This window comes from Nesterenkonia sp. K-15-9-6, from assembly GCF_052656005.1.
The window spans coordinates 86,472-103,995 of record NZ_JBQYEY010000002.1 but is presented as its reverse complement, the minus strand read 5'-3'; the positions used below and the strand labels follow the sequence as shown (position 1 = coordinate 103,995).

The 17,524-nt window shown below is 70.5% G+C and carries 13 protein-coding genes and 1 tRNA gene; 10 read left to right on the top strand and 4 right to left on the bottom strand.

Going from position 1 to position 17,524, the window contains the following annotated elements:
* Positions 1–163 precede the first annotated feature (163 nt).
* The 5 genes from SD455_RS01715 to SD455_RS01695 all read left to right on the top strand — a co-directional run bounded on the left by SD455_RS01715 (position 164) and on the right by SD455_RS01695 (position 7,630).
* Positions 164–2,008, top strand: coding sequence for a phosphoenolpyruvate carboxykinase (GTP) (locus SD455_RS01715; RefSeq protein WP_445507060.1), 1,845 nt, complete (start codon positions 164–166; stop codon positions 2,006–2,008).
* A gap of 306 nt (positions 2,009–2,314) precedes the next feature.
* On the top strand, positions 2,315–3,205 hold the full coding sequence (locus SD455_RS01710) for an ABC transporter ATP-binding protein (RefSeq protein ID WP_445507059.1): 891 nt from the start codon (positions 2,315–2,317) through the stop codon (positions 3,203–3,205).
* A 108-nt stretch (positions 3,206–3,313) separates the two neighbouring features.
* Complete coding sequence (locus tag SD455_RS01705; RefSeq protein ID WP_445507058.1) at positions 3,314–4,321, top strand: ABC transporter substrate-binding protein; 1,008 nt, start codon at positions 3,314–3,316, stop codon at positions 4,319–4,321.
* A gap of 44 nt (positions 4,322–4,365) precedes the next feature.
* Positions 4,366–6,522 (top strand): iron ABC transporter permease, encoded by a 2,157-nt coding sequence (locus SD455_RS01700; RefSeq protein WP_445507057.1) that lies wholly within the window; start codon positions 4,366–4,368, stop codon positions 6,520–6,522.
* A gap of 121 nt (positions 6,523–6,643) precedes the next feature.
* Complete coding sequence (locus SD455_RS01695; RefSeq protein WP_445507056.1) at positions 6,644–7,630, top strand: alpha/beta hydrolase; 987 nt, start codon at positions 6,644–6,646, stop codon at positions 7,628–7,630.
* Between the two features lie 141 nt (positions 7,631–7,771).
* Here the strand turns inward: SD455_RS01695 and SD455_RS01690 are convergent, their stop codons facing one another.
* Both SD455_RS01690 and SD455_RS01685 read right to left on the bottom strand, forming a co-directional pair.
* Positions 7,772–9,304 (bottom strand): OFA family MFS transporter, encoded by a 1,533-nt coding sequence (locus SD455_RS01690; RefSeq protein WP_445507055.1) that lies wholly within the window; start codon positions 9,302–9,304, stop codon positions 7,772–7,774.
* A gap of 109 nt (positions 9,305–9,413) precedes the next feature.
* Positions 9,414–10,868: a phosphomannomutase/phosphoglucomutase gene (locus tag SD455_RS01685; RefSeq protein ID WP_445507054.1), complete on the bottom strand. Its 1,455-nt coding sequence runs from the start codon at positions 10,866–10,868 to the stop codon at positions 9,414–9,416.
* A 38-nt stretch (positions 10,869–10,906) separates the two neighbouring features.
* Here SD455_RS01685 and SD455_RS01680 point away from each other — a divergent pair, with 38 nt between their 5' ends.
* Both SD455_RS01680 and SD455_RS01675 read left to right on the top strand, forming a co-directional pair.
* Positions 10,907–12,121, top strand: a complete 1,215-nt coding sequence (locus tag SD455_RS01680; RefSeq protein ID WP_445507053.1) for an MFS transporter — start codon at positions 10,907–10,909, stop codon at positions 12,119–12,121.
* A 65-nt stretch (positions 12,122–12,186) separates the two neighbouring features.
* On the top strand, positions 12,187–13,128 hold the full coding sequence (locus SD455_RS01675) for a hypothetical protein (RefSeq protein ID WP_344681563.1): 942 nt from the start codon (positions 12,187–12,189) through the stop codon (positions 13,126–13,128).
* A gap of 50 nt (positions 13,129–13,178) precedes the next feature.
* Here the strand turns inward: SD455_RS01675 and SD455_RS01670 are convergent, their stop codons facing one another.
* Positions 13,179–14,066: a hypothetical protein gene (locus SD455_RS01670; RefSeq protein ID WP_445507052.1), complete on the bottom strand. Its 888-nt coding sequence runs from the start codon at positions 14,064–14,066 to the stop codon at positions 13,179–13,181.
* Between the two features lie 286 nt (positions 14,067–14,352).
* Here SD455_RS01670 and SD455_RS01665 point away from each other — a divergent pair, with 286 nt between their 5' ends.
* Positions 14,353–15,645 (top strand): HAAAP family serine/threonine permease, encoded by a 1,293-nt coding sequence (locus tag SD455_RS01665; RefSeq protein WP_139827587.1) that lies wholly within the window; start codon positions 14,353–14,355, stop codon positions 15,643–15,645.
* Between the two features lie 89 nt (positions 15,646–15,734).
* Complete coding sequence (locus tag SD455_RS01660; RefSeq protein ID WP_311025847.1) at positions 15,735–16,289, top strand: AAA family ATPase; 555 nt, start codon at positions 15,735–15,737, stop codon at positions 16,287–16,289.
* A 97-nt stretch (positions 16,290–16,386) separates the two neighbouring features.
* Here the strand turns inward: SD455_RS01660 and SD455_RS01655 are convergent.
* Positions 16,387–16,474 (bottom strand) — tRNA-Ser (locus SD455_RS01655).
* A 200-nt stretch (positions 16,475–16,674) separates the two neighbouring features.
* On the opposite strand from SD455_RS01655, the gene SD455_RS01650 reads away from it, so the two are divergent.
* On the top strand, positions 16,675–17,514 hold the full coding sequence (locus tag SD455_RS01650; protein WP_445507051.1) for a class I SAM-dependent methyltransferase: 840 nt from the start codon (positions 16,675–16,677) through the stop codon (positions 17,512–17,514).
* Positions 17,515–17,524: the final 10 nt, after the last annotated feature.

Below are 17,524 nucleotides of genomic sequence, written 5' to 3'. Positions count from 1 at the left end.
GGAAGGTATCCGGTCCCTCAAGGCCTCGACGGGCTCGGTGTCCACGATGAGGTGAACACCAGCCGGCGCGCGTCACCGTCGACGCACGATGTCCGCCGTCGTCGCCGCACACAGGAGTGCGATTGAGCGGGCCGTGCACTGAAGAACCCAATGGAGGGAAACGATGGTCGACACCGTTGCAAAGGCGCCCGGTGCGGAGGACATCCAGGCGGATGCCCCCACGACACACGAGAAGCTGATCCAGTTCGTCAGCGACATCGCAGAACTGACCACGCCGGATCGGATCCACTGGGTGGACGGCAGCGATGCGGAATATGGCCAGCTGACTGATGAGCTCGTCCAGTCGGGCACGTTCACCCGGCTCACCAGCCCCGACTTCCCCGACTCCTTCGCGGCCTTCTCTGACCCCGCAGACGTCGCCCGGGTGGAGTCCCGCACCTTCATCTGCTCGGAGAACGAGCGCGACGCCGGTTTCACCAACAACTGGGTGGACCCCGCGGAGATGCGCTCTACGCTGGCCGGAGTGTTCGACGGCGCCATGCGCGGTCGAACGATGTACGTGATCCCCTTCGTCATGGGCCCGCTCGACGCCGAGGACCCCAAGTTCGGCGTGGAGGTCACGGACTCCGCCTACGTGGTGACCTCGATGCGGATCATGGCCCGCATCGGCACCGACGTGCTGCGCCGCATGGAGGAGCTCGACGCGTTCTTCGTCCCCGCCGTGCACTCGGTGGGCGCCCCGCTGGCTCCGGGTCAGCAGGACGTCCCGTGGCCCTGCAACGAGGAGAAGTACATCGTCCACTTCCCGGAGACCCGGGAGATCTGGTCCTACGGCTCCGGCTACGGCGGCAACGCCCTGCTGGGCAAGAAGTGCTACGCGCTGCGCATCGCCTCGGCCATGGCCCGGGACGAAGGCTGGCTGGCCGAGCACATGCTCATCCTCAAGCTCACCAGCCCTGAGGGCCGCAGCTACTTCATCTCCGGGGCCTTCCCCTCGGCCTGCGGCAAGACCAACCTCGCGCTGATCGACCCCACGCTGGAGGGCTGGACCGCCGAGACCCTCGGGGACGACATCACCTGGATCCGTCCCGGCAAGGACGGCGAGTTCCGGGTGGTCAATCCGGAGGCCGGCTACTTCGGCGTGGCCCCCGGCACCGGGTGGCACACCAACGCCAATGCGATGCGCGCCATCGCCAAGGGCAACTCCATCTTCACCAACTGCGCGCTCACCGACGACGGCGGCGTCTGGTGGGAGGGCATGACGGAGGAGCCGCCGTCGCACCTGATCGACTGGCAGGGCAAGGAGTGGACTCCCGACGCCGACAGGCCGGCGGCCCACCCCAACGCCCGGTTCTGCACGCCGATCGATCAGACCGACATGCTGGCGGAGGAGTACTACTCCCCGGACGGCGTGAAGTTGGACGCCATCCTCTTCGGCGGCCGCCGCAAGACCACCGTCCCGCTGGTCACCGAGTCCCGGGACTGGAACCACGGGATCTTCTTCGGCGCCACGCTCTCCTCGGAGACCACCGCCGCCGCCGAAGGTGCGGTCGGCCAGGTCCGCCGGGACCCGATGGCGATGCTGCCGTTCATCGGCTACGACGCCGGCGACTACCTCAACCACTGGGTGCGGGTGTCCGGCAAGGCCGACCCGGAGAAGCTGCCCAAGATCTTCCTGGTCAACTGGTTCCGGCGCAACCGCGACGGCCGCTTCGCCTGGCCCGGCTTCGCGGAGAACTCCCGGGTACTCAAGTGGGTGGTGGAGCGCATCGAAGGCCGCGGCGAAGCCGTGGAGACCCCGATCGGCCTCACCCCGACCCCGGAGGCGCTGGACACCACCGGTCTCGACATCAGCGCCGAGGACCTCCATGACGCGCTGTGGGTGGACCCGCAGGAATGGACCGCCGAACTGGCCGACATCGAGCAGTGGTTCGACCGCTTCGGGGAGTCGCTGCCGGAGTCCATCCAGGCGGAGCTGCAGCAGCTGCGCGACCGCGTCGGAGACTGACGCCCTCGCGGAGACGCGGACTCTACGATGCCCGGTGCCGGACCATGACACGTCCGGCACCGGGCATCGTCGTGCGGGGCCCCTGGGTGCGGCCTTCTCGGAGCTCCGAGGTGACCCCGCACGGCCGGAGCTGACGACCGGAGCCTGCCGGGGTGATGTGACAGCGTCGTGTCGAGCGACCTCGGCGGCGTGGAGGCCCCGCATCACACGGATCCACCACGATGGTAGGCACCTCCGCGGCGCCCTCGATGACGGATTCACCGTATGTCTTAGGTGAACCTATGCTTGATTGAGTAAGATGCAGATGTGCAAAATGACCCCGTGCAGTCGAACCTCACGCGCCTGAACTCGGCGCCGACGTCCCGGACCTCGCTCCGCGCCAGCGAGGTGTCCGTGTCCTACGGCCCCCACCGTATCGTCCACGGCGTCGACGTCGAGCTGCTGCCCGGCGGCGTCACCGCGCTGATCGGTCCCAACGGCAGCGGCAAGACCACGCTGCTGCGCGGCATGTGCCGGCTGGCCGACACCGAGGGCCAGGTGAGCCTCGACGACGTCGACATCACCAGCTTCTCTCCCCGCAGCTTCGCCAAGCGGCTCACCATCCTCGCCCAGCAGCGCCCCACGCCCACGGGGCTGACGGTGGCCGAGGTGGTCGAGCTCGGACGTCATCCGCATCGGGGCCGGTTCCGCCGCACCGACCCCGGGGGCGCGGAGGCGGTCGACCGGGCACTGGCCCTCGCCGGACTGGAGGAGCTGTCCCACCGGCCGGTCACCGAGCTCTCCGGCGGCCAGCTGCAGCGGGTCTGGCTGGCCACCTGCCTGGCCCAGCAGACCGACGTGCTGCTGCTGGACGAGCCCACCACCTTCCTGGACCTGAAGCACCAGTTGAGTCTGCTGGACCTCATCCGGGACCTCGCCGACGTCCACGGCCTGACCATCGGCGTGGTCCTGCATGACCTGGAGCAGGCCGCCGACATCGCCGACCACGTGGTCCTCCTCCACGAGGGTGAGGTCGTCTCCGCCGGGCCCCCGGCGGCGGTGATGACCTCGGAGCGGCTCACCGAGGTCTATCGCGTGCCGATCGACGTCATGCCCCTGCCCGAGGGCGGGCTGGCCGTCCGGGCCCGGCGCGCCGGACGCCACGGTCGCCGCCTCGACGATCGGCCCGCGGCCCAGTCCGTGGCCGTCCCGGCCTGATCTCACGCAGAACCTCCCGCACCCGGTCAGGCCGCCTCGTGCTGCCGTGGCCGGCTGCGGGCGTCGCACCCGAGCAGCCCTGACCCTTCACTGTTCCGAAAGGACACCATGACCCTCACCGACACCTCTTCCGCCCGTTGGCTGCTCTCCCTGGCGGCGATCGGATCCCTGGCGCTGACCGCCTGCGGCACCACCGACGTCGACACCGACGACGACGGCGGCGCCGACGCCGAGTCCGGACCGGTCACCGTCACCGACCACTCCGGCGAGGAGATCACCCTCGACGCTCCCGCCCAGCGCGTCGTCACTCTCGAATGGGCCCAGACCGAGAACGTCGCTCTGCTCGGCGGCAACCTCGTGGGCGTGGCCGACCTGGAGGGCTATGAGGCCTGGGCCTCCGCCGCGGAGATCGACGACGAGGACGTCGTCGACGTCGGTCTGCGGACCGAGCCCAGCATCGAAGCCATCGGCCAGGCGAATCCGGACCTCATCATCGGTGCCGAGGAGTCCGTGCCGGACGGCATGCTCGAGGATCTGGAGGAGATCGCCCCGGTGGTGCTCCAGGAGTCCGCCGACGCCGGCGACCCGCTGGGCCACATGGAGCGCACGTTCTTCCAGGTCGGGGAGCTGATCGGTGCGCAGGACGAGGCCGAACAGGTCTGGGACGACTATGAGCAGACCCTCGCCGACGCCCGCGAGACCCTCGCCGAGGCCGACGCCGAGGACACCCCCTTCGTGGTCGTCTACCCCTCGGTGGAGGGCAACACCGCCACCTTCCGGCTCCACGGTCCCGGGGCGATGGTCAGCGCCGTCGGTGAGGAGATCGGCCTGGCCCCGGCCTGGGAGGAGGAGGGCGACGCCGGCTGGGCGATCAGCTCCTCCGACGTCGAGGGCCTGACCGCACTGCCGGAGGACACCGAGTTCTTCTGGTGGACCGCCTCCACCGAGCCGGAGGACCCCTTCGCCCCGCTGGAGGACAACTCCACCTGGAACTCGCTGGGCTTCGTGGAGAACGACCGCATGCACGTCATCGAGCGCACCTGGCTCTACGGCGGTCCCGGCTCGGCCATGCAGTGGACCGACCAGCTCGCTGAGACCGTCGCCGACGACGCCTGAGCGCAGCTGCGGCTTCGACTGACACGAGACGACGGCGGACACCTGTGACCCAGCAGAAGGACGCTCTGGCGGTGCGCACCAGTGCCGCCGCCGAGCGCGGCACCCCCGCGAAGGCCCGTTCCCTGGTGCTGCTCACCCTGGCGGCAGGGCTGGGGCTCCTGGTGGTGCTCTCCGCGGTGCACCTGACCCAGGGCACCTCCGGGGTCAGCGCCCGGGACCTGCTGTCCGCCGTCGTCACCGGTGAGGATGCCCAGCTCACCTCCATCGCGTTGGACTCGCGCCTGCCGCGGCTGGTGGGCGGGCTCGTGGTGGGCGTGGTGCTGGGCATCGCCGGCTGCGCGCTGCAGGCCATGACCCGCAACCCGCTGGCCTCCCCGGACACGCTGGCCGTCAACGCCGGGGCGCACCTGGCGCTGACCACGGCGGCGGCCTTCGGGCTGTCGCTGCCGCTGCTGAGCTCCGCCGCCCTGGCCTTCGTCGGGGGCTTCGCCGCCGCGGGACTGGTGCTGGCGCTGACCGGCTTCTCCGAGTCCGCGCCCATCCGCCTGGTGCTGGCCGGCACCGTGGTGGCCATGGGGCTGGCCTCGGTGACCTCGGCGCTGCTGATGATCCACGCCCAGTCCACCCAGGGGCTGTTCCTGTGGGGATCCGGCACCCTGAACCTCTCCGGGATCGGCGCGGTGCTGCGCCTGCTGCCGGTGGTGCTCGTGGCCCTGGCCGTACTGGTGGTGCTGTCCCGGGCCACCGATGTGCTCTCCCTGGGCAGCGACACCGCCCAGTCGATGGGCGTGCGCGTCGGCCTGGTCCGCGGCGGGCTGTTGGTCTGCTCGGTGCTGCTCGCCTCCTCCGCGGTGACCATGGTGGGGCCGTTGGGCTTCGTGGGGCTGTGCGCCCCGGCCATCGTGCGGCTGCTGTCCACCCGGGTGATCCGCTTCGGCCGCTTCGGCTGGGCCATGGCCGGCTCCGGCCTGCTCGGGGCCCTGATCGTCCTCGGAGCTGACGTCGGGGTGCGGGCGATCTTCCTGGGCGGCATCTTCGGCTTCACGGATCTCAACCTGGCGGTCGGCATCCCCACCGGGGTGGTGACCTCCCTGATCGGGGCCGTGTTCCTGGTGGTGCTCGCGCTGCGCATGCGCAGCGGCGGCAGCAGCCAGGAGATCGCGGCCCTGGGACTGCCGTCGGGGGTGCGGCTGTCCCGGCGGATCGCCGTCGTCGTCACCGTGGGCGTGCTGCTGGTGGGGCTGGTGGCCGCCGGCATGCTGCTGGGCGACTGGTGGCTGCGCCTGGGTGACCTGGCGATCTGGCTGCAGGGGCAGGCTCCGCGGGCCATCGAGATCTCGCTGGACTTCCGGGCACCGCGCGTGGCGGCCGCTCTGCTGGCCGGCGCGGTGCTGGCGGTGGCCGGCGGACTGGTGCAGACCGTGACGCGGAATCCGCTGGCCGAACCCGGCATCCTCGGTGTCGCGGCCTCCGGAGGAGCGGGTGCGGTGATCGCGCTGATCGTGCTGCCGGCCTCCTCAGCGTGGACCATGTCTGCGGGCGCCGCGGCGGGCGCGGTCCTGGCCGGGCTGATCGTCTTCTCGCTGGCCAGCTCGCGCACCAGCGCCCCGGAGACGGTGGTGCTGGTGGGCATCGGCGTGATGACCGCCGCACAGGCGATCACCCAGCTGCTCATCGCCACCACGCACCCGCACAATCAGGCCATGGCGATCTCCTGGCTCGGCGGGTCCACCTTCGGCACCGCCTGGCGGGATCTGGGGCCGATGCTGGTCGTGCTGGTGCTCGCCGTGCCGCTGCTGGTGGCGCTGCGCCGGGAGCTGGACCTGGTGGGCATCGACGACGTCACCCCGCGGATCCTCGGAGTCTCCCTGCCGGTGGTGCGCGGCACGGCGCTGAGCATCGCGGTGCTGCTGGCCGCCGTCGCGGTGATCGCCGTCGGGGTGATCAGTTTCGTCGGACTGGCCGCCCCGCACCTGGCGCGAATGCTGGTGGGCCGGGAGCATCGGTGGTTCCTGCCGGTCTCCGCCATGCTCGGCGCAGCGCTGGTCTCGCTGTCGGACACCTTCGGACGGACCGTCATCGCACCCGATCAGCTGCCGGCGGGCCTGGTGGTCGCGGTCATCGGCCCGCCGTACCTGCTGTGGCTGCTCAAGCGGTCCACCTCCCGCACCACACGGGCGACGACGCCGTCGCGGACCTGAGCACCCGCCGCAGCCGGACGGCGCCGGACGGCGCCGGTCGTCGCCGATGAAGCCCGTCACGTCGGGTCGGCTAGAGTCTGAGGGGAGAAGCGGACCCGCGGCGAGGATGTGAGGGTGGGACATGCCGGAGACGATGCCAGACCAGACTCCCGACCAGGGGCCGGAGCAGATGCCTGACTCGAGGCTGGTTCCGCCCGCCGCCGCAGTGGTGACGGAGCCCAGCCATGAGGACCTGGCCCGTCAGTTCGCCCAGGCGTTCACCGTCACCGAGCCGACGCTGCTGGGCGCCACCGGTCCGGAGATCCCCTTGCGCTCCATTGACGCCGTCCCGGACCGCGAGCAGGCGCTGCGCCGCAATGACGGTGGCTACCGCCTGCGCAATGTCACCCGGCCCACCCTGATCCCGTACCTTCCCGAACCAGGCACGGCCACCGGTGCGGCGGTGCTCATCGCTCCCGGTGGGGCCTTTCTGAAGCTGTCCATGGACAGCGAGGGTGCCGACGTCGCCCACCTGCTGAGGGAGCGTGGGGTGGCCGCCTTCGTGCTGAAGTACCGGCTGGGCCACAGCGGCGAGACACTGGAGGACTTCGGGGCCCACCTGGCCAGCGCCTTCGCCCCGAGCGAAGACTCGGACGTGGTGGACACCCGGGGTGGGCATCAGCGGATGGCTGTCGACGACGTCGAAGACGCGCTGGCGCTGATCCGACGCCGGGCAGGCCAGTGGGGAGTGGACCCCGGCCGGGTGAGCGCCATCGGCTTCTCCGCGGGTGCCTACGCGGTCTCCGCCGCCGTCGCCGCCGAGGACCCGCAGAAGCGGCCGGGCTCCTTGGCCTGCATCTACGGGGGTCGGCTCCCGGAGGCCGGCTTCGAGGTGGAGCCGGGACTGCCGGACCTGTTCACCCTCGTGGACGTGCACGATCCGCTGTGCGCCGGCGACGTGCTGGAGCTCATCGACACGTGGCGCCTGAGCGGTGCCGCAGTGGAGGGCCACATCTACCCGGGGGCGCTGCACGGTTTCGGGGCGCGCGCCACCGGCACTCCCGTGGATGCGTGGATCGATCTCTGGTTCGACTGGCTGGAGCGCCAAGGGCTGCTCAGCCGAGTGTGATCGCGCGGGGCAGGGGATGCGTCCTCGCGTCCCCGAACCAGTCGTTCCGCCCCGTCCAGGTTCCTGAGCCCCTCGCATCTGGGAGGGGCGGGAGAATCTTGTGGGGGCGTGGGAGTCTGCGTGGGGTGAGCTCGCTTCCGCTCAGGCGAACAGCCCCAGCGCGTTGATCGCCGTCTGCAGCACCCCGTAGGCCAGGGGGATCGCAACGACGGCCCAGGGCAGCCACAGAGGCACCCGCGGGGCGCCGGCCGGTTCGACCTGCGGCGTCGCGGAGCTCTGGGCCGTCGTCGTCGGGCCCGCGGAGGAGGTGCTGACGTGGTGCTTCTCGTCCACGGCGCGGACCAGGATGTTGGCGATCAGTCCGATCACCAGCAGTCCCACCATGGTGAGCAGGGCCGGCCGGTAGTCCGCGGCGGTGAGGCTCCCGGGCTCGCCCCGGGCGTCCAGGAAGCCGTTGATGATCAGCGGGCCCATCACGCCGGCGCAGGACCAGGCGGTGAGCAGCCGCCCGTGGATGGCCCCGACCTCCAGGGTGCCGAACAGGTCACGCAGATACGCGGGGATGGTGGCGAATCCGCCGCCGTAGAAGCTGAGGATGATGCCGGCCAGCAGGATGAACAGGATCACTGAGCCCGATCCTTGGAGTGCCAGCACGGTGTAGAGGACGACGCCGCCGCCCAGGTAGAGCAGGTAGATGTTCTTCCGGCCCACGAGGTCGGAGGTGGAGGACCAGACGAAGCGGCCGGCCATATTGGTCAGGCTGAGGAAGCCGACGAATCCGGCCGCCGCGGCCCCGGCGATCACCGTGGTCCCGTCCGAGCGGAAGAAGTCCTGGATCATCGGAGCGGCCTGCTCCAGGATGCCGATGCCGGCGGTGACGTTGCAGAACAGGATGATCCACAGCAGCCAGAACTGCGGGGTGCGCAGGGCTCGGTTCGCGGTCACGTGACCGCTGGTGACCAGAGCCTTCTTCTTCTCCCGAGAGGGGTCGTAGCCCTCGGGCGTCCAGCCGGGGGCGGGGACGCGCACCAGCCAGGCGCCGAAGAGCATCACCGCCAGGTAGACGGCGCCGAGGGTGAGGAACAGCCCGGCGACGGCGGCCCCGGAGTACACGCCGGTGGCGGGGTCATAGGTCGGGTCATAGAGGCTCAGCAGGGAGGAGGACACGGGGCTGGCGATCATCGCGCCGCCTCCGAAACCCATGATCGCCATCCCGGTGGCCAGCCCGGGCCGATCCGGGAACCACTTCATCAGGGTGGAGACCGGAGAGATGTACCCGATGCCCAGCCCGACGCCGCCGATCACTCCATAGCCGAGGTAGACCAGCCACAGCTGGGAGGTGAAGATCCCGGCCGCTCCGACGAAGAACCCGGTGGCCCAGCACACCGCCGAGGCGATCATGGCCCGCCGAGGACCGTTGCGATCCACCCAGGTGCCGAAGATCGCCGCGGAGAGGCCCAGCATGACGATCGCCAGGGAGAAGATCACCCCGACGGCGGTCAGGCTGGTCTCGAAGTGGGCCACCAGCGAGGTCTTGTACACGCTGGTGGCATACGCCTGTCCGATGCACAGATGGATCGACAGCGCCGCCGGTGGGATCAGCCAGCGGTTGAACCCTGGGCCGGCGGTGATGCGCTGCAGGGGAGCGGACCGCTCGGCGACGGCGACGGACATGGGGCCTCCCGGGGAGTGTGTGGCAGATCACTGATCCATCGGTGATAGTACGCCCCTGTCCGTTGAATCTGTCAACTGGTGTGACCCGGAGATGGCCCTGACAGTCGGTTCAGCCCCGGACGATGCCCAGGACCTCGTCACGCACGGCCTCCATGACCTCGGTACTGTGCGCCTCGCCGTTGTAGCGCAGGAACGGCTCCGTGTTCGACGGACGCAGATTGAACCACCAGGTGCCGTCCTCGGCGCGGACCGTCAGGCCGTCCATGTGGGAGACGACGGCGTCCCGGTCGGCGAATGCCGTCAGCACCCGCTCGGCGGCGGCCTGCTTGTCCTCGACCTCGGAGTTGATCTCCCCGGAGGCCGCATAGGGGTTGTACTCGGCCGCCAGCTCGGACAGCGGAAGCTCCTGCTGCCCCAGTGCGGCCAGCACGTGCATGGCCGCGAGCATGCCGGTGTCTGCGTTGAAGAAGTCCCGGAAGTAGTAGTGGGCCGAGTGCTCCCCGCCGAACACGGCCTGCTCCTCGGCCATGACCGCCTTGATGAAGGAGTGTCCCACGCGGGTCTCGACCGCTCGGCCGCCTTCGGACTCCACCAGCTCCGGCACCGCCCGGGAGGTGATGAGGTTGTGGATGATCACCGGGGCCTGCTCACCCTCGGTGCGTGCCCGGGCGATCTCCCGGCGCGCCACCAGTGCCGTCACGGCCGAGGGGGAGACCGGCTCGCCGCGCTCGTCGATGACGAAGCACCGGTCGGCGTCGCCGTCGAAGGCCAGTCCGATGTCCGCCCCGTGCTCCCGCACCGCGGCCTGCAGATCCCGCAGGTTCTCCGACTCCAGCGGATTCGCCGGATGGTTCGGGAAGGTCCCGTCGAGCTCGAAGTACAGCGGCACGACCTCCAAGGGCAGCGCCGGCAGGATCTGGTCGCCCAGCACGGCGGGCGTGGTCAGCCCGGCCATGCCGTTGGCGGCGTCCACCACCACCTTCAGGGGCCGGACCCCCGAGAGGTCCACCAGGGAGCGCAGATACTCCGCATAGCCGGTCAGCTGGTCGGCCGACTCCACGGAGCCGATCCGCCCGGCGGTCGGGATCGTCACCCCCGCGCAGCCGGCGGCGTCCAGGTGCGCCTGGGCGGCGTCACGGATCTCCAGCAGCCCGGTGTCCGCGGACAGCGGCACCGCACCGGCCCGGGACATCTTCATCCCGTTGTAGGCCGCCGGATTGTGGGAGGCGGTGAACACCACCCCCGGGGCCTGCAGGCTGCCAGAGGCGAAGTACAGCATGTCCGTGGAGATCAGGCCCAGCTGCACGACGTCGGCGCCCCGGGTCCGGGCGCCTTCGGTGAAGGCGGCCGCAAAGGCCTCGGAGGAGGGGCGCATGTCCCCGCCCACCAGCACCCGACTGCCGGCGAGTCCCAGCACGTCCACGAACGCGGCGCCCACCGCCCGGACGGAGTCTTCTGTGATGGTCTCGCCGACGAGACCGCGGACGTCATAGGCCTTGAATGAGGCGGAAAGATCGATGCTCACCAGATCATCGTAAGCCAGCACCGTCACAGATCGGGCCATCCCGCCGGGGTCAGGTCGCCCGGCGTACAGTGAGATGAGTGACAGCCGACGACGCGCGCGCCCCCGGCCCGGACCGCTCCGGTGCAGAGCCCGGGACACCCGCCTACCGCCGGCTGCTGGCCGCCCTGTTCGTCATCGGCGTCGCGACCTTCGCCCAGCTGTACTCCCCGCAGGGACTGCTGCCCGTCATCGCCGCCGATCAGGGCGTCTCCGCCGACCAGGCCGCCCTGATGATCTCCACCGCCACGCTCGGCCTGGCTCTGGGCGTGATCCCCTGGTCCTACATCGGAGACGCGAAGGGGAGGAAGCCCGCCATGGGCTGGGCCGTCGGACTGGCCTGTCTGTTCGCGCTCGCCGCCGTCGTCGTGCCCGAGTTCTGGATGGCGCTGGGTGTGCGCTTCCTGGTAGGGCTCATGCTGGGCGGAGTCCCGGCGCTGGCGGTGGCCTATCTCAGCGAGGAGGTCCACCCGCGGGCCGCGGCGGTGGCCGCGGGCACCTACATCTCCGGCACCACAGTGGGCGGACTCACTGGGCGGCTGGTGGCGGCTCCGGTGGGGGAGCAGCTGGGATGGCGCCTCGGCATGCTCGCCGTCACGGCGTTGGCGGTGGTGTGCGTGGTGGCGTTCCTGCGGCTGGCGCCTCCGGCGGTGCGCTTCACCCCGCGCCGGAGCCGCATCCGGGAGGCGCTGGCCGCGCTGACCGGCAACCTCCGCTCGGCGGCCCTGTGGGTCATCTACCTCCAAGGCTTCCTCACCATGGGCGGCTTCGTGGCGATGTACAACTACCTGGGCTTCCAACTGGCGGGGCCGCCGTTCCAGCTGCCGGTGTGGCTGGCCTCCTTCGTGTTCCTGGCCTACCTGGCCGGCACCTGGTCATCGCCGCGGGCCGGTCGGCTGGCGGCCCGGCGTTCGCGTCGGTCGGTGCTGCTGCTGGGCAACGCGGTGATGGCCTCCGGGGTGCTGCTGACGCTGGTGCCGAGCCTGCCGGTGGTGATCCTCGGCATGGTGGTGCTGACCGCCGGGTTCTTCGGCGCCCACGCGGTGGCAGCCGGATGGGCCGGCGCGTCCGCTGTTGCGGGGCGGGCCCAGTCGGCGTCGCTGTACAACCTGGGTTACTACGCCGGGTCCTCGGTGTTCGGATTCCTGGGCGGCACCTTCCTCCACCTGGCCGGATGGCCGGGGACGGTGGGCATGGTGTTGGCGCTGGTCGCCGTGGCGACGGCGGCGGCGGCCCTGGTGCTTCCGCGGGACTGAGCGCAGCCACGGCACCGGATGTGACCCCGCAGACACCGTCCAGGTGCCTGTCCTAGACTGGCCGTGTGGAGTTTCTCGCAGTTATCGCACTGGCCGTCCTGCTGTTCCTCGGGATCCGCCTGCTCCTTCAGCGCCAGGGGCAGCGCCTGAACAAGCGGATCAATGAGGCCGTCACCCCGGAGAACGCCCGGATGGCGGCGAAGGTGCTCACCGATGAGCAGCATCGCGAGGTTTATCAGGCCATCGCCGCCGACGATGGGCAACGGGCCCTGGCGCTGTTCAAGCACGCCACCGGGGCACCGGTGAAGGACTGCATCATCGCGGTGCAGGCCCTGCATCGTTACCCGCAGGCCTCCCCGTCGGAGCTGCGTCTCCAGGAGGAGCTGGACGGCGGGGCACCGGCCCCGGGCTCGGACACGGCCTCCTCGGCCGCCTCGCCTGCCGGATCTGCCGCCAGCGCAGACGACGGCGAGTACGTCGAGGACGTCATCGACGGGGTCCGCGACGAGGCCGGCCGGGAGGAGGGGCCCATCGCCGAGGCCGACCCGGAGACCGGAGAGATCCTGGGCGACAACAGCCAGGACGTGCCGGACATCCCCGGCGGCCGCCCCCGGATGACGGATCCGCACGGCTCAGCGGTCTCCGGAGGGTCCGCGGACTCGGCCGCGTCGGCCGCCTCCGCCGAGTCTGCCGGCGAGGATGAGGTGGACGCGAAGGCACGCCGCCTGATGGAGGAGTCCGGCTTCTCCCTGGACGAGGAGCTCACCATCCCGGAGGACTGGGCCCAGGAGGATCAGGAGCTGGCGGGGTTCCACCTGGAGGTCCAGCGCGGAGATGAGAAGATCACGCTGTCCCACGAGGACCTCGAGCCGTGGGTCCATGACCAGCTCTATGCTCTGCTGCGCGACGACCACGTGGACGAGGCCGCCACGCTGCTGGCGGACCACTCGCCGCTCACCCAGGAAGAGGCACATAAGTTCCTGGTGGTGTTCAAGGATCAGAGCTGACCTGCCGGAGCTGATCCGCCGGCGCTGACAGGTCTGGGCCGGCGGCGAGCTCAGTCGCCGGAGAGCTGCTGCTCGAGCTCTCGCTGCAGGCGCTCCAGCTCCTCCTCGTCGATCTCGCCGCCCCACTGCTCCAGCAGCTGCCGGACGTCGTCGGCATCGGCGTCCTCGATCTGCTGTTCGATGTCGTCGAGCACATCCTGGGGCAGGAGGTCGGCGGGGCCGCCGCCGTCGTCCTCAGCGGGCTCCAGCGGGCCCTCCTCGTGCTGGTCGGCGTCCTCGACCAGGTTCTCCTGGAGCAGATCGACCTCCTCGAAGATGGCGGTGATGAATATGCCGCTGATGATGTGCACCGCGAGGGAGATGGCGGTCCCCAGTGCACCGGTGATGAGCCCGGCGATGCCGAACCCGCGCCCGTTGCGGCGCATGATCGCGATGATGCCCAGGATGACCGCCAGGGGGCCGAGAAGCAGGCTGAGCAGTCCGATGAGCGGGAGGACGCTCAGCAGCAGGGCGATGATGCCGAAGACCATGGAGGTGACGCCCAGGCCGGTGGGCGGAGTCGGGGCGGGGACGTAGCCGCCCCAGGTGGGCTGACCGGGGGCATAGCCGTACCCGTATCCCGCGGGCTGCCCCGCGCTGTCCCCAGGTCCGCCTCCCGACGGAACGGCGGAGTGGCCCTGAGGCTTCGGAGAGGGGTGCCGGGACCAGTCAGCGTGCGGGTCATGGGGCGTCGGATAGCGGGGTTCCTGGCCGGGATCCTGGCCGGGGTGGCGGCTGTGGTCATGACCCACGGGCCCGGGAGGGGCGGCCTCGTAGGGGGACGGGTCGTACGGCGCGTGGCTGTGCGGGGACGGGTCGTGCGGGGACGGATAGTGCGGCCCGGAGCCGAACTCCTCGGGCTCACCCGATCGGCGCGGATCGTGCGGTGCGTCTGACATCGTCCCCTCCGTAGGTCCTGGACCGGTGTGGTCGGCCGCTGGACACCAGTGTGCCAGCATCCCCCGGACGTGCCTGACGGACGCCGCCCGGTGGTCAGGGCCGGTGTTCACCGCCCGGGTTCGGAGCCCGTGGGCGGTGACGGGAGGAGCCGATTCGCGGCGTCGTATGAGGAGGATTACACTCCTTGCGGGTCTGTCGCCGCCGCCACCCGGGAGCCGTCAGCCCTGCCCGCCCGACCCCGGCGGATCCGACTCGGGACGGACCGTCCCGGATGTGCGAAGGAGCATGCCTGTGTCGACACCCACCCACGCCGTGCCGCCGGAGAAGGCCATCCCCGAGGCGTCGGACGTCCCGCGATGGAACCAGTTCGACACCAGCTGGACGATCGCCCTCTTCGGCACCGCGGTGGGGGCCGGTGTCCTGTTCCTGCCCATCAATGCGGGCCTGGGCGGCCTGTGGCCCCTGCTGGTGGCCACGCTGCTGATCGGGCCGATGACGTACTTCTCCCACCGAGCGCTCTCCCGGATCATCTGCGCCTCCCCGCGGCCGGACCAGGACATCACCGGTGTGGTCCGGGCCTACTTCGGCGAGAACGCCGGCCGGGTGATGACGGTGCTGTACTTCCTGGCCATCTATCCCATCGTCCTCATCTACGGGGTCGGCATCACCAACACGGTGGAGAGCCTCATGGTCAACCAGCTGGGGCTGGAGCCGTGGCCCCGCTGGCTGCTCGCCGCGGTGCTGGTGCTGGCGATGTCGGCGGTCATGGTGGCCGGTCGTCGGGTCATGCTGGTGGTCACCCAGGCGCTGGTGTACCCGCTGATCGCCGTGCTGTTCGCAGTGACGCTGATGCTGATCCCGTCCTGGTCCCTGGACGGCTTCGGCGCCGCCCCGGCGTTGGGGGACTTCTCCCTGGCCGTGTGGATGATGATCCCGGTGCTGGTCTTCGCGTTCAACCACTCCCCGGCGATCTCCCAGTTCTCCGTCTCACTGCGTCAGCGCTACGGAACGGGCTCGGTGCGTAAGGCGTCGTCTGTGCTGCGCGTCACCACCCTGCTGCTGGTGGTGTTCACCATGGGATTCGTCTGGTCCTGCGTGCTGGCCCTCGGGCCCGAGGGGCTGCAGGAGGCCCGCGATGCCAACCTGCCGGTGCTGGCGCACCTGGCCAATGTCATGGACATGCCGATCATCGCCTGGCTGGGCCCTGCGGTGGCCATCGCCGCCATCGGCTCCTCCTTCTTCGGGCACTGGCTGGGTGCCGCCGAAGGGGCCAAGGGCATCGTCCGCGGGATGGCCGACCGCACGGGCGACCGGATCGGCGACCGTGCGCTGACCATCGGGGTGAGCGTGTTCCTCATCCTCACCACATGGTTGGCGGGCGTGCTGAACCCCAGCATCCTCTCCCTGATCGAATCTCTTGCCGGCCCGGTCATCGCCGCGGTCCTGTACCTGATGCCGATGTATGCGATCCACCGGGTGCCAGCCCTGGCCCGGTTCCGTGGCCGGGCCTCGAACGTGTTCGTCGTGGTGGCCGGCGTCGTCGCCGTCAGCGGGATCCTGCTGGGCCTACTGCGCTGAACGGCCGCGGCGGTGAACAGCAAGAAACCGGGTGAGGCGCCGGCGCCGACGGAGTTGACGCCCCAACGGGCCAAGCGTTGACTGAAGACATGGCCACTGTGACGCTGCTCAATGGAGCTCCTGCCAGCGGCAAATCGACGTTGGCCGGCCTGCTCGCCCGTGACCGGGCCATGACGCTCGTCCTGGATGTCGATTCCGTCCGTGGGGCATTGGCGCGCTGGGAGGAGGACCCGACGGAGGCGGGCTGGTCCGCTCGTCGGCTCGCCCTGGCGATGTGCGAATGCCACCTCGCGGCTGGTCATGACGTGATCGTTCCCCAGTTCCTTCAGCGCGAGGAGTTCATCGACGAACTCGAAGACGTGGCTGCCCAGGCAGGTGCCCGATTCCTGGAGCTGTGCCTGGTGAGTTCGCGCGACCAGGCTGCGGCACAGTTCGACGCACGAGCCGGTTCCTTGCAGGCGAATCACCGTGCAGCCACGATGCTCCAGTCCGCGACAGACGCGCGGCCGGTTGAGGAGCTCTACGACGCGATGATCGCCATGATCGAGAACCGCCCCCAGACGCTTCGGGTGAACATCGTTCCGGGGGACGTGCACGAGTCCCTCATCCGGCTGCGGGACGCCACGGCACAGGGAGCACGCTGATGCGGCACCTTCACGCTGGTCGGCTCCGGAGCTCTTCTCGTGCTCGCACAGGACAGGCCCCTGACCAGAAATCCCTGGTCAGGGGCCTGCTCATGAGCGGAGCGCGTGGGATTCGAACCCACGGTACGGGGTTGCCGCACACCGGTTTTCAAGACCGGCTCCTTCGGCCGCTCGGACAGCGCTCCCGGTCATCAGGGTCCTCGACACGCTGGCGCGCTCGGAGATTCCTCCGCGGACGCACCTGCCGATGTGAAAACCTAGGCTCAGACTATACGTGAGACCCCGCCCCGGCATCGAGTCGGACGGCGTGGGCCGACGTCGGCCGGTCAGCGCCGGAGCGGCCCACTCCCGCAGCGGTGGGGCCGCACGTCCAGGAGGACCACCGATGATCGACTTCACCGCGGCACACAACGCACGCACCTACTCCGGGCGGCGCGCCCACCCCAGCTGGTCTGCGCACGTCACCGGGCTCGTGGACCCGCGCGCCTCCGTCGTCGTGGACCTGGGCTGCGGGGGCGGCATCTACAGCCGAGCCTGGCGGGAGCTCGGTGCGGAACGCGTCATCGGCGTGGACTCCAGCGCCCCCATCCTGGCCAGTGCGACGGCGGAGCACGGTGCCGATCCGCAGATCACCTTCCACCGGGGTGACGCCACCGCCACCGGCCTTCCGGAGGCCTGCGCCGACGTCGTGTTCTCCCGGGCCCTGGTCCATCACCTCCCGGACCTGCGGGCCTTCGCCGAGGAAGCCCGGCGCCTGCTGCGGCCGGGCGGGACGCTCATCGTCCAGGACCGCACCGTCGAGGACGTCTCCCAGCCCGCCGACGTCGACCTCGCCGCCGCGCACCTCACTGCGGCCGCCCTCCCGGGCGATGCCCGGCACGTGCGAGGCTGGTTCTTCGAGGCCTTTCCCCGCCTGCTGCAGGTGGAGGCCGCCCGTCGGCCCGGTGCTCAGGAGCTGACCGAGGCGCTGGAGGAGGCCGGGGTCCACGTGGAGGTGAGCACGCTCTGGGAGGTCCGCGCCGAGCATCCGGATCGCGAGAGCCTGCTGGCCGACGTCGCCGCCCGCACCGGACGCAGCATCCTGCATGAACTGGATGACGCCGAGCTGGCCCGCTTGGTGGACGTCCTGCGGGCCCAGCTGCCGGAGGGCGGAGTCACCGAGGTCGACCGCTGGACGCTGTGGACGGCCCGGACCCCGCAGTCGTCGTCCAGTGGCCAGCAATGACGCCGTCTGG

Bases quoted from the DNA above. Each gene is read 5' to 3' on its own strand.
- SD455_RS01705 (WP_445507058.1), top strand. From the start codon at position 3,314: ATGACCCTCACCGACACCTCTTCCGCCCGTTGGCTGCTCTCCCTGGCG.
- SD455_RS01715 (WP_445507060.1), top strand. From the start codon at position 164: ATGGTCGACACCGTTGCAAAGGCGCCCGGTGCGGAGGACATCCAGGCG.
- SD455_RS01660 (WP_311025847.1), top strand. From the start codon at position 15,735: ATGGCCACTGTGACGCTGCTCAATGGAGCTCCTGCCAGCGGCAAATCG.
- SD455_RS01690 (WP_445507055.1), bottom strand. From the start codon at position 9,304: ATGTCCGTCGCCGTCGCCGAGCGGTCCGCTCCCCTGCAGCGCATCACC.
- SD455_RS01695 (WP_445507056.1), top strand. From the start codon at position 6,644: ATGCCGGAGACGATGCCAGACCAGACTCCCGACCAGGGGCCGGAGCAG.
- SD455_RS01650 (WP_445507051.1), top strand. From the start codon at position 16,675: ATGATCGACTTCACCGCGGCACACAACGCACGCACCTACTCCGGGCGG.
- SD455_RS01685 (WP_445507054.1), bottom strand. From the start codon at position 10,868: ATGGCCCGATCTGTGACGGTGCTGGCTTACGATGATCTGGTGAGCATC.
- SD455_RS01665 (WP_139827587.1), top strand. From the start codon at position 14,353: ATGCCTGTGTCGACACCCACCCACGCCGTGCCGCCGGAGAAGGCCATC.
- SD455_RS01670 (WP_445507052.1), bottom strand. From the start codon at position 14,066: ATGTCAGACGCACCGCACGATCCGCGCCGATCGGGTGAGCCCGAGGAG.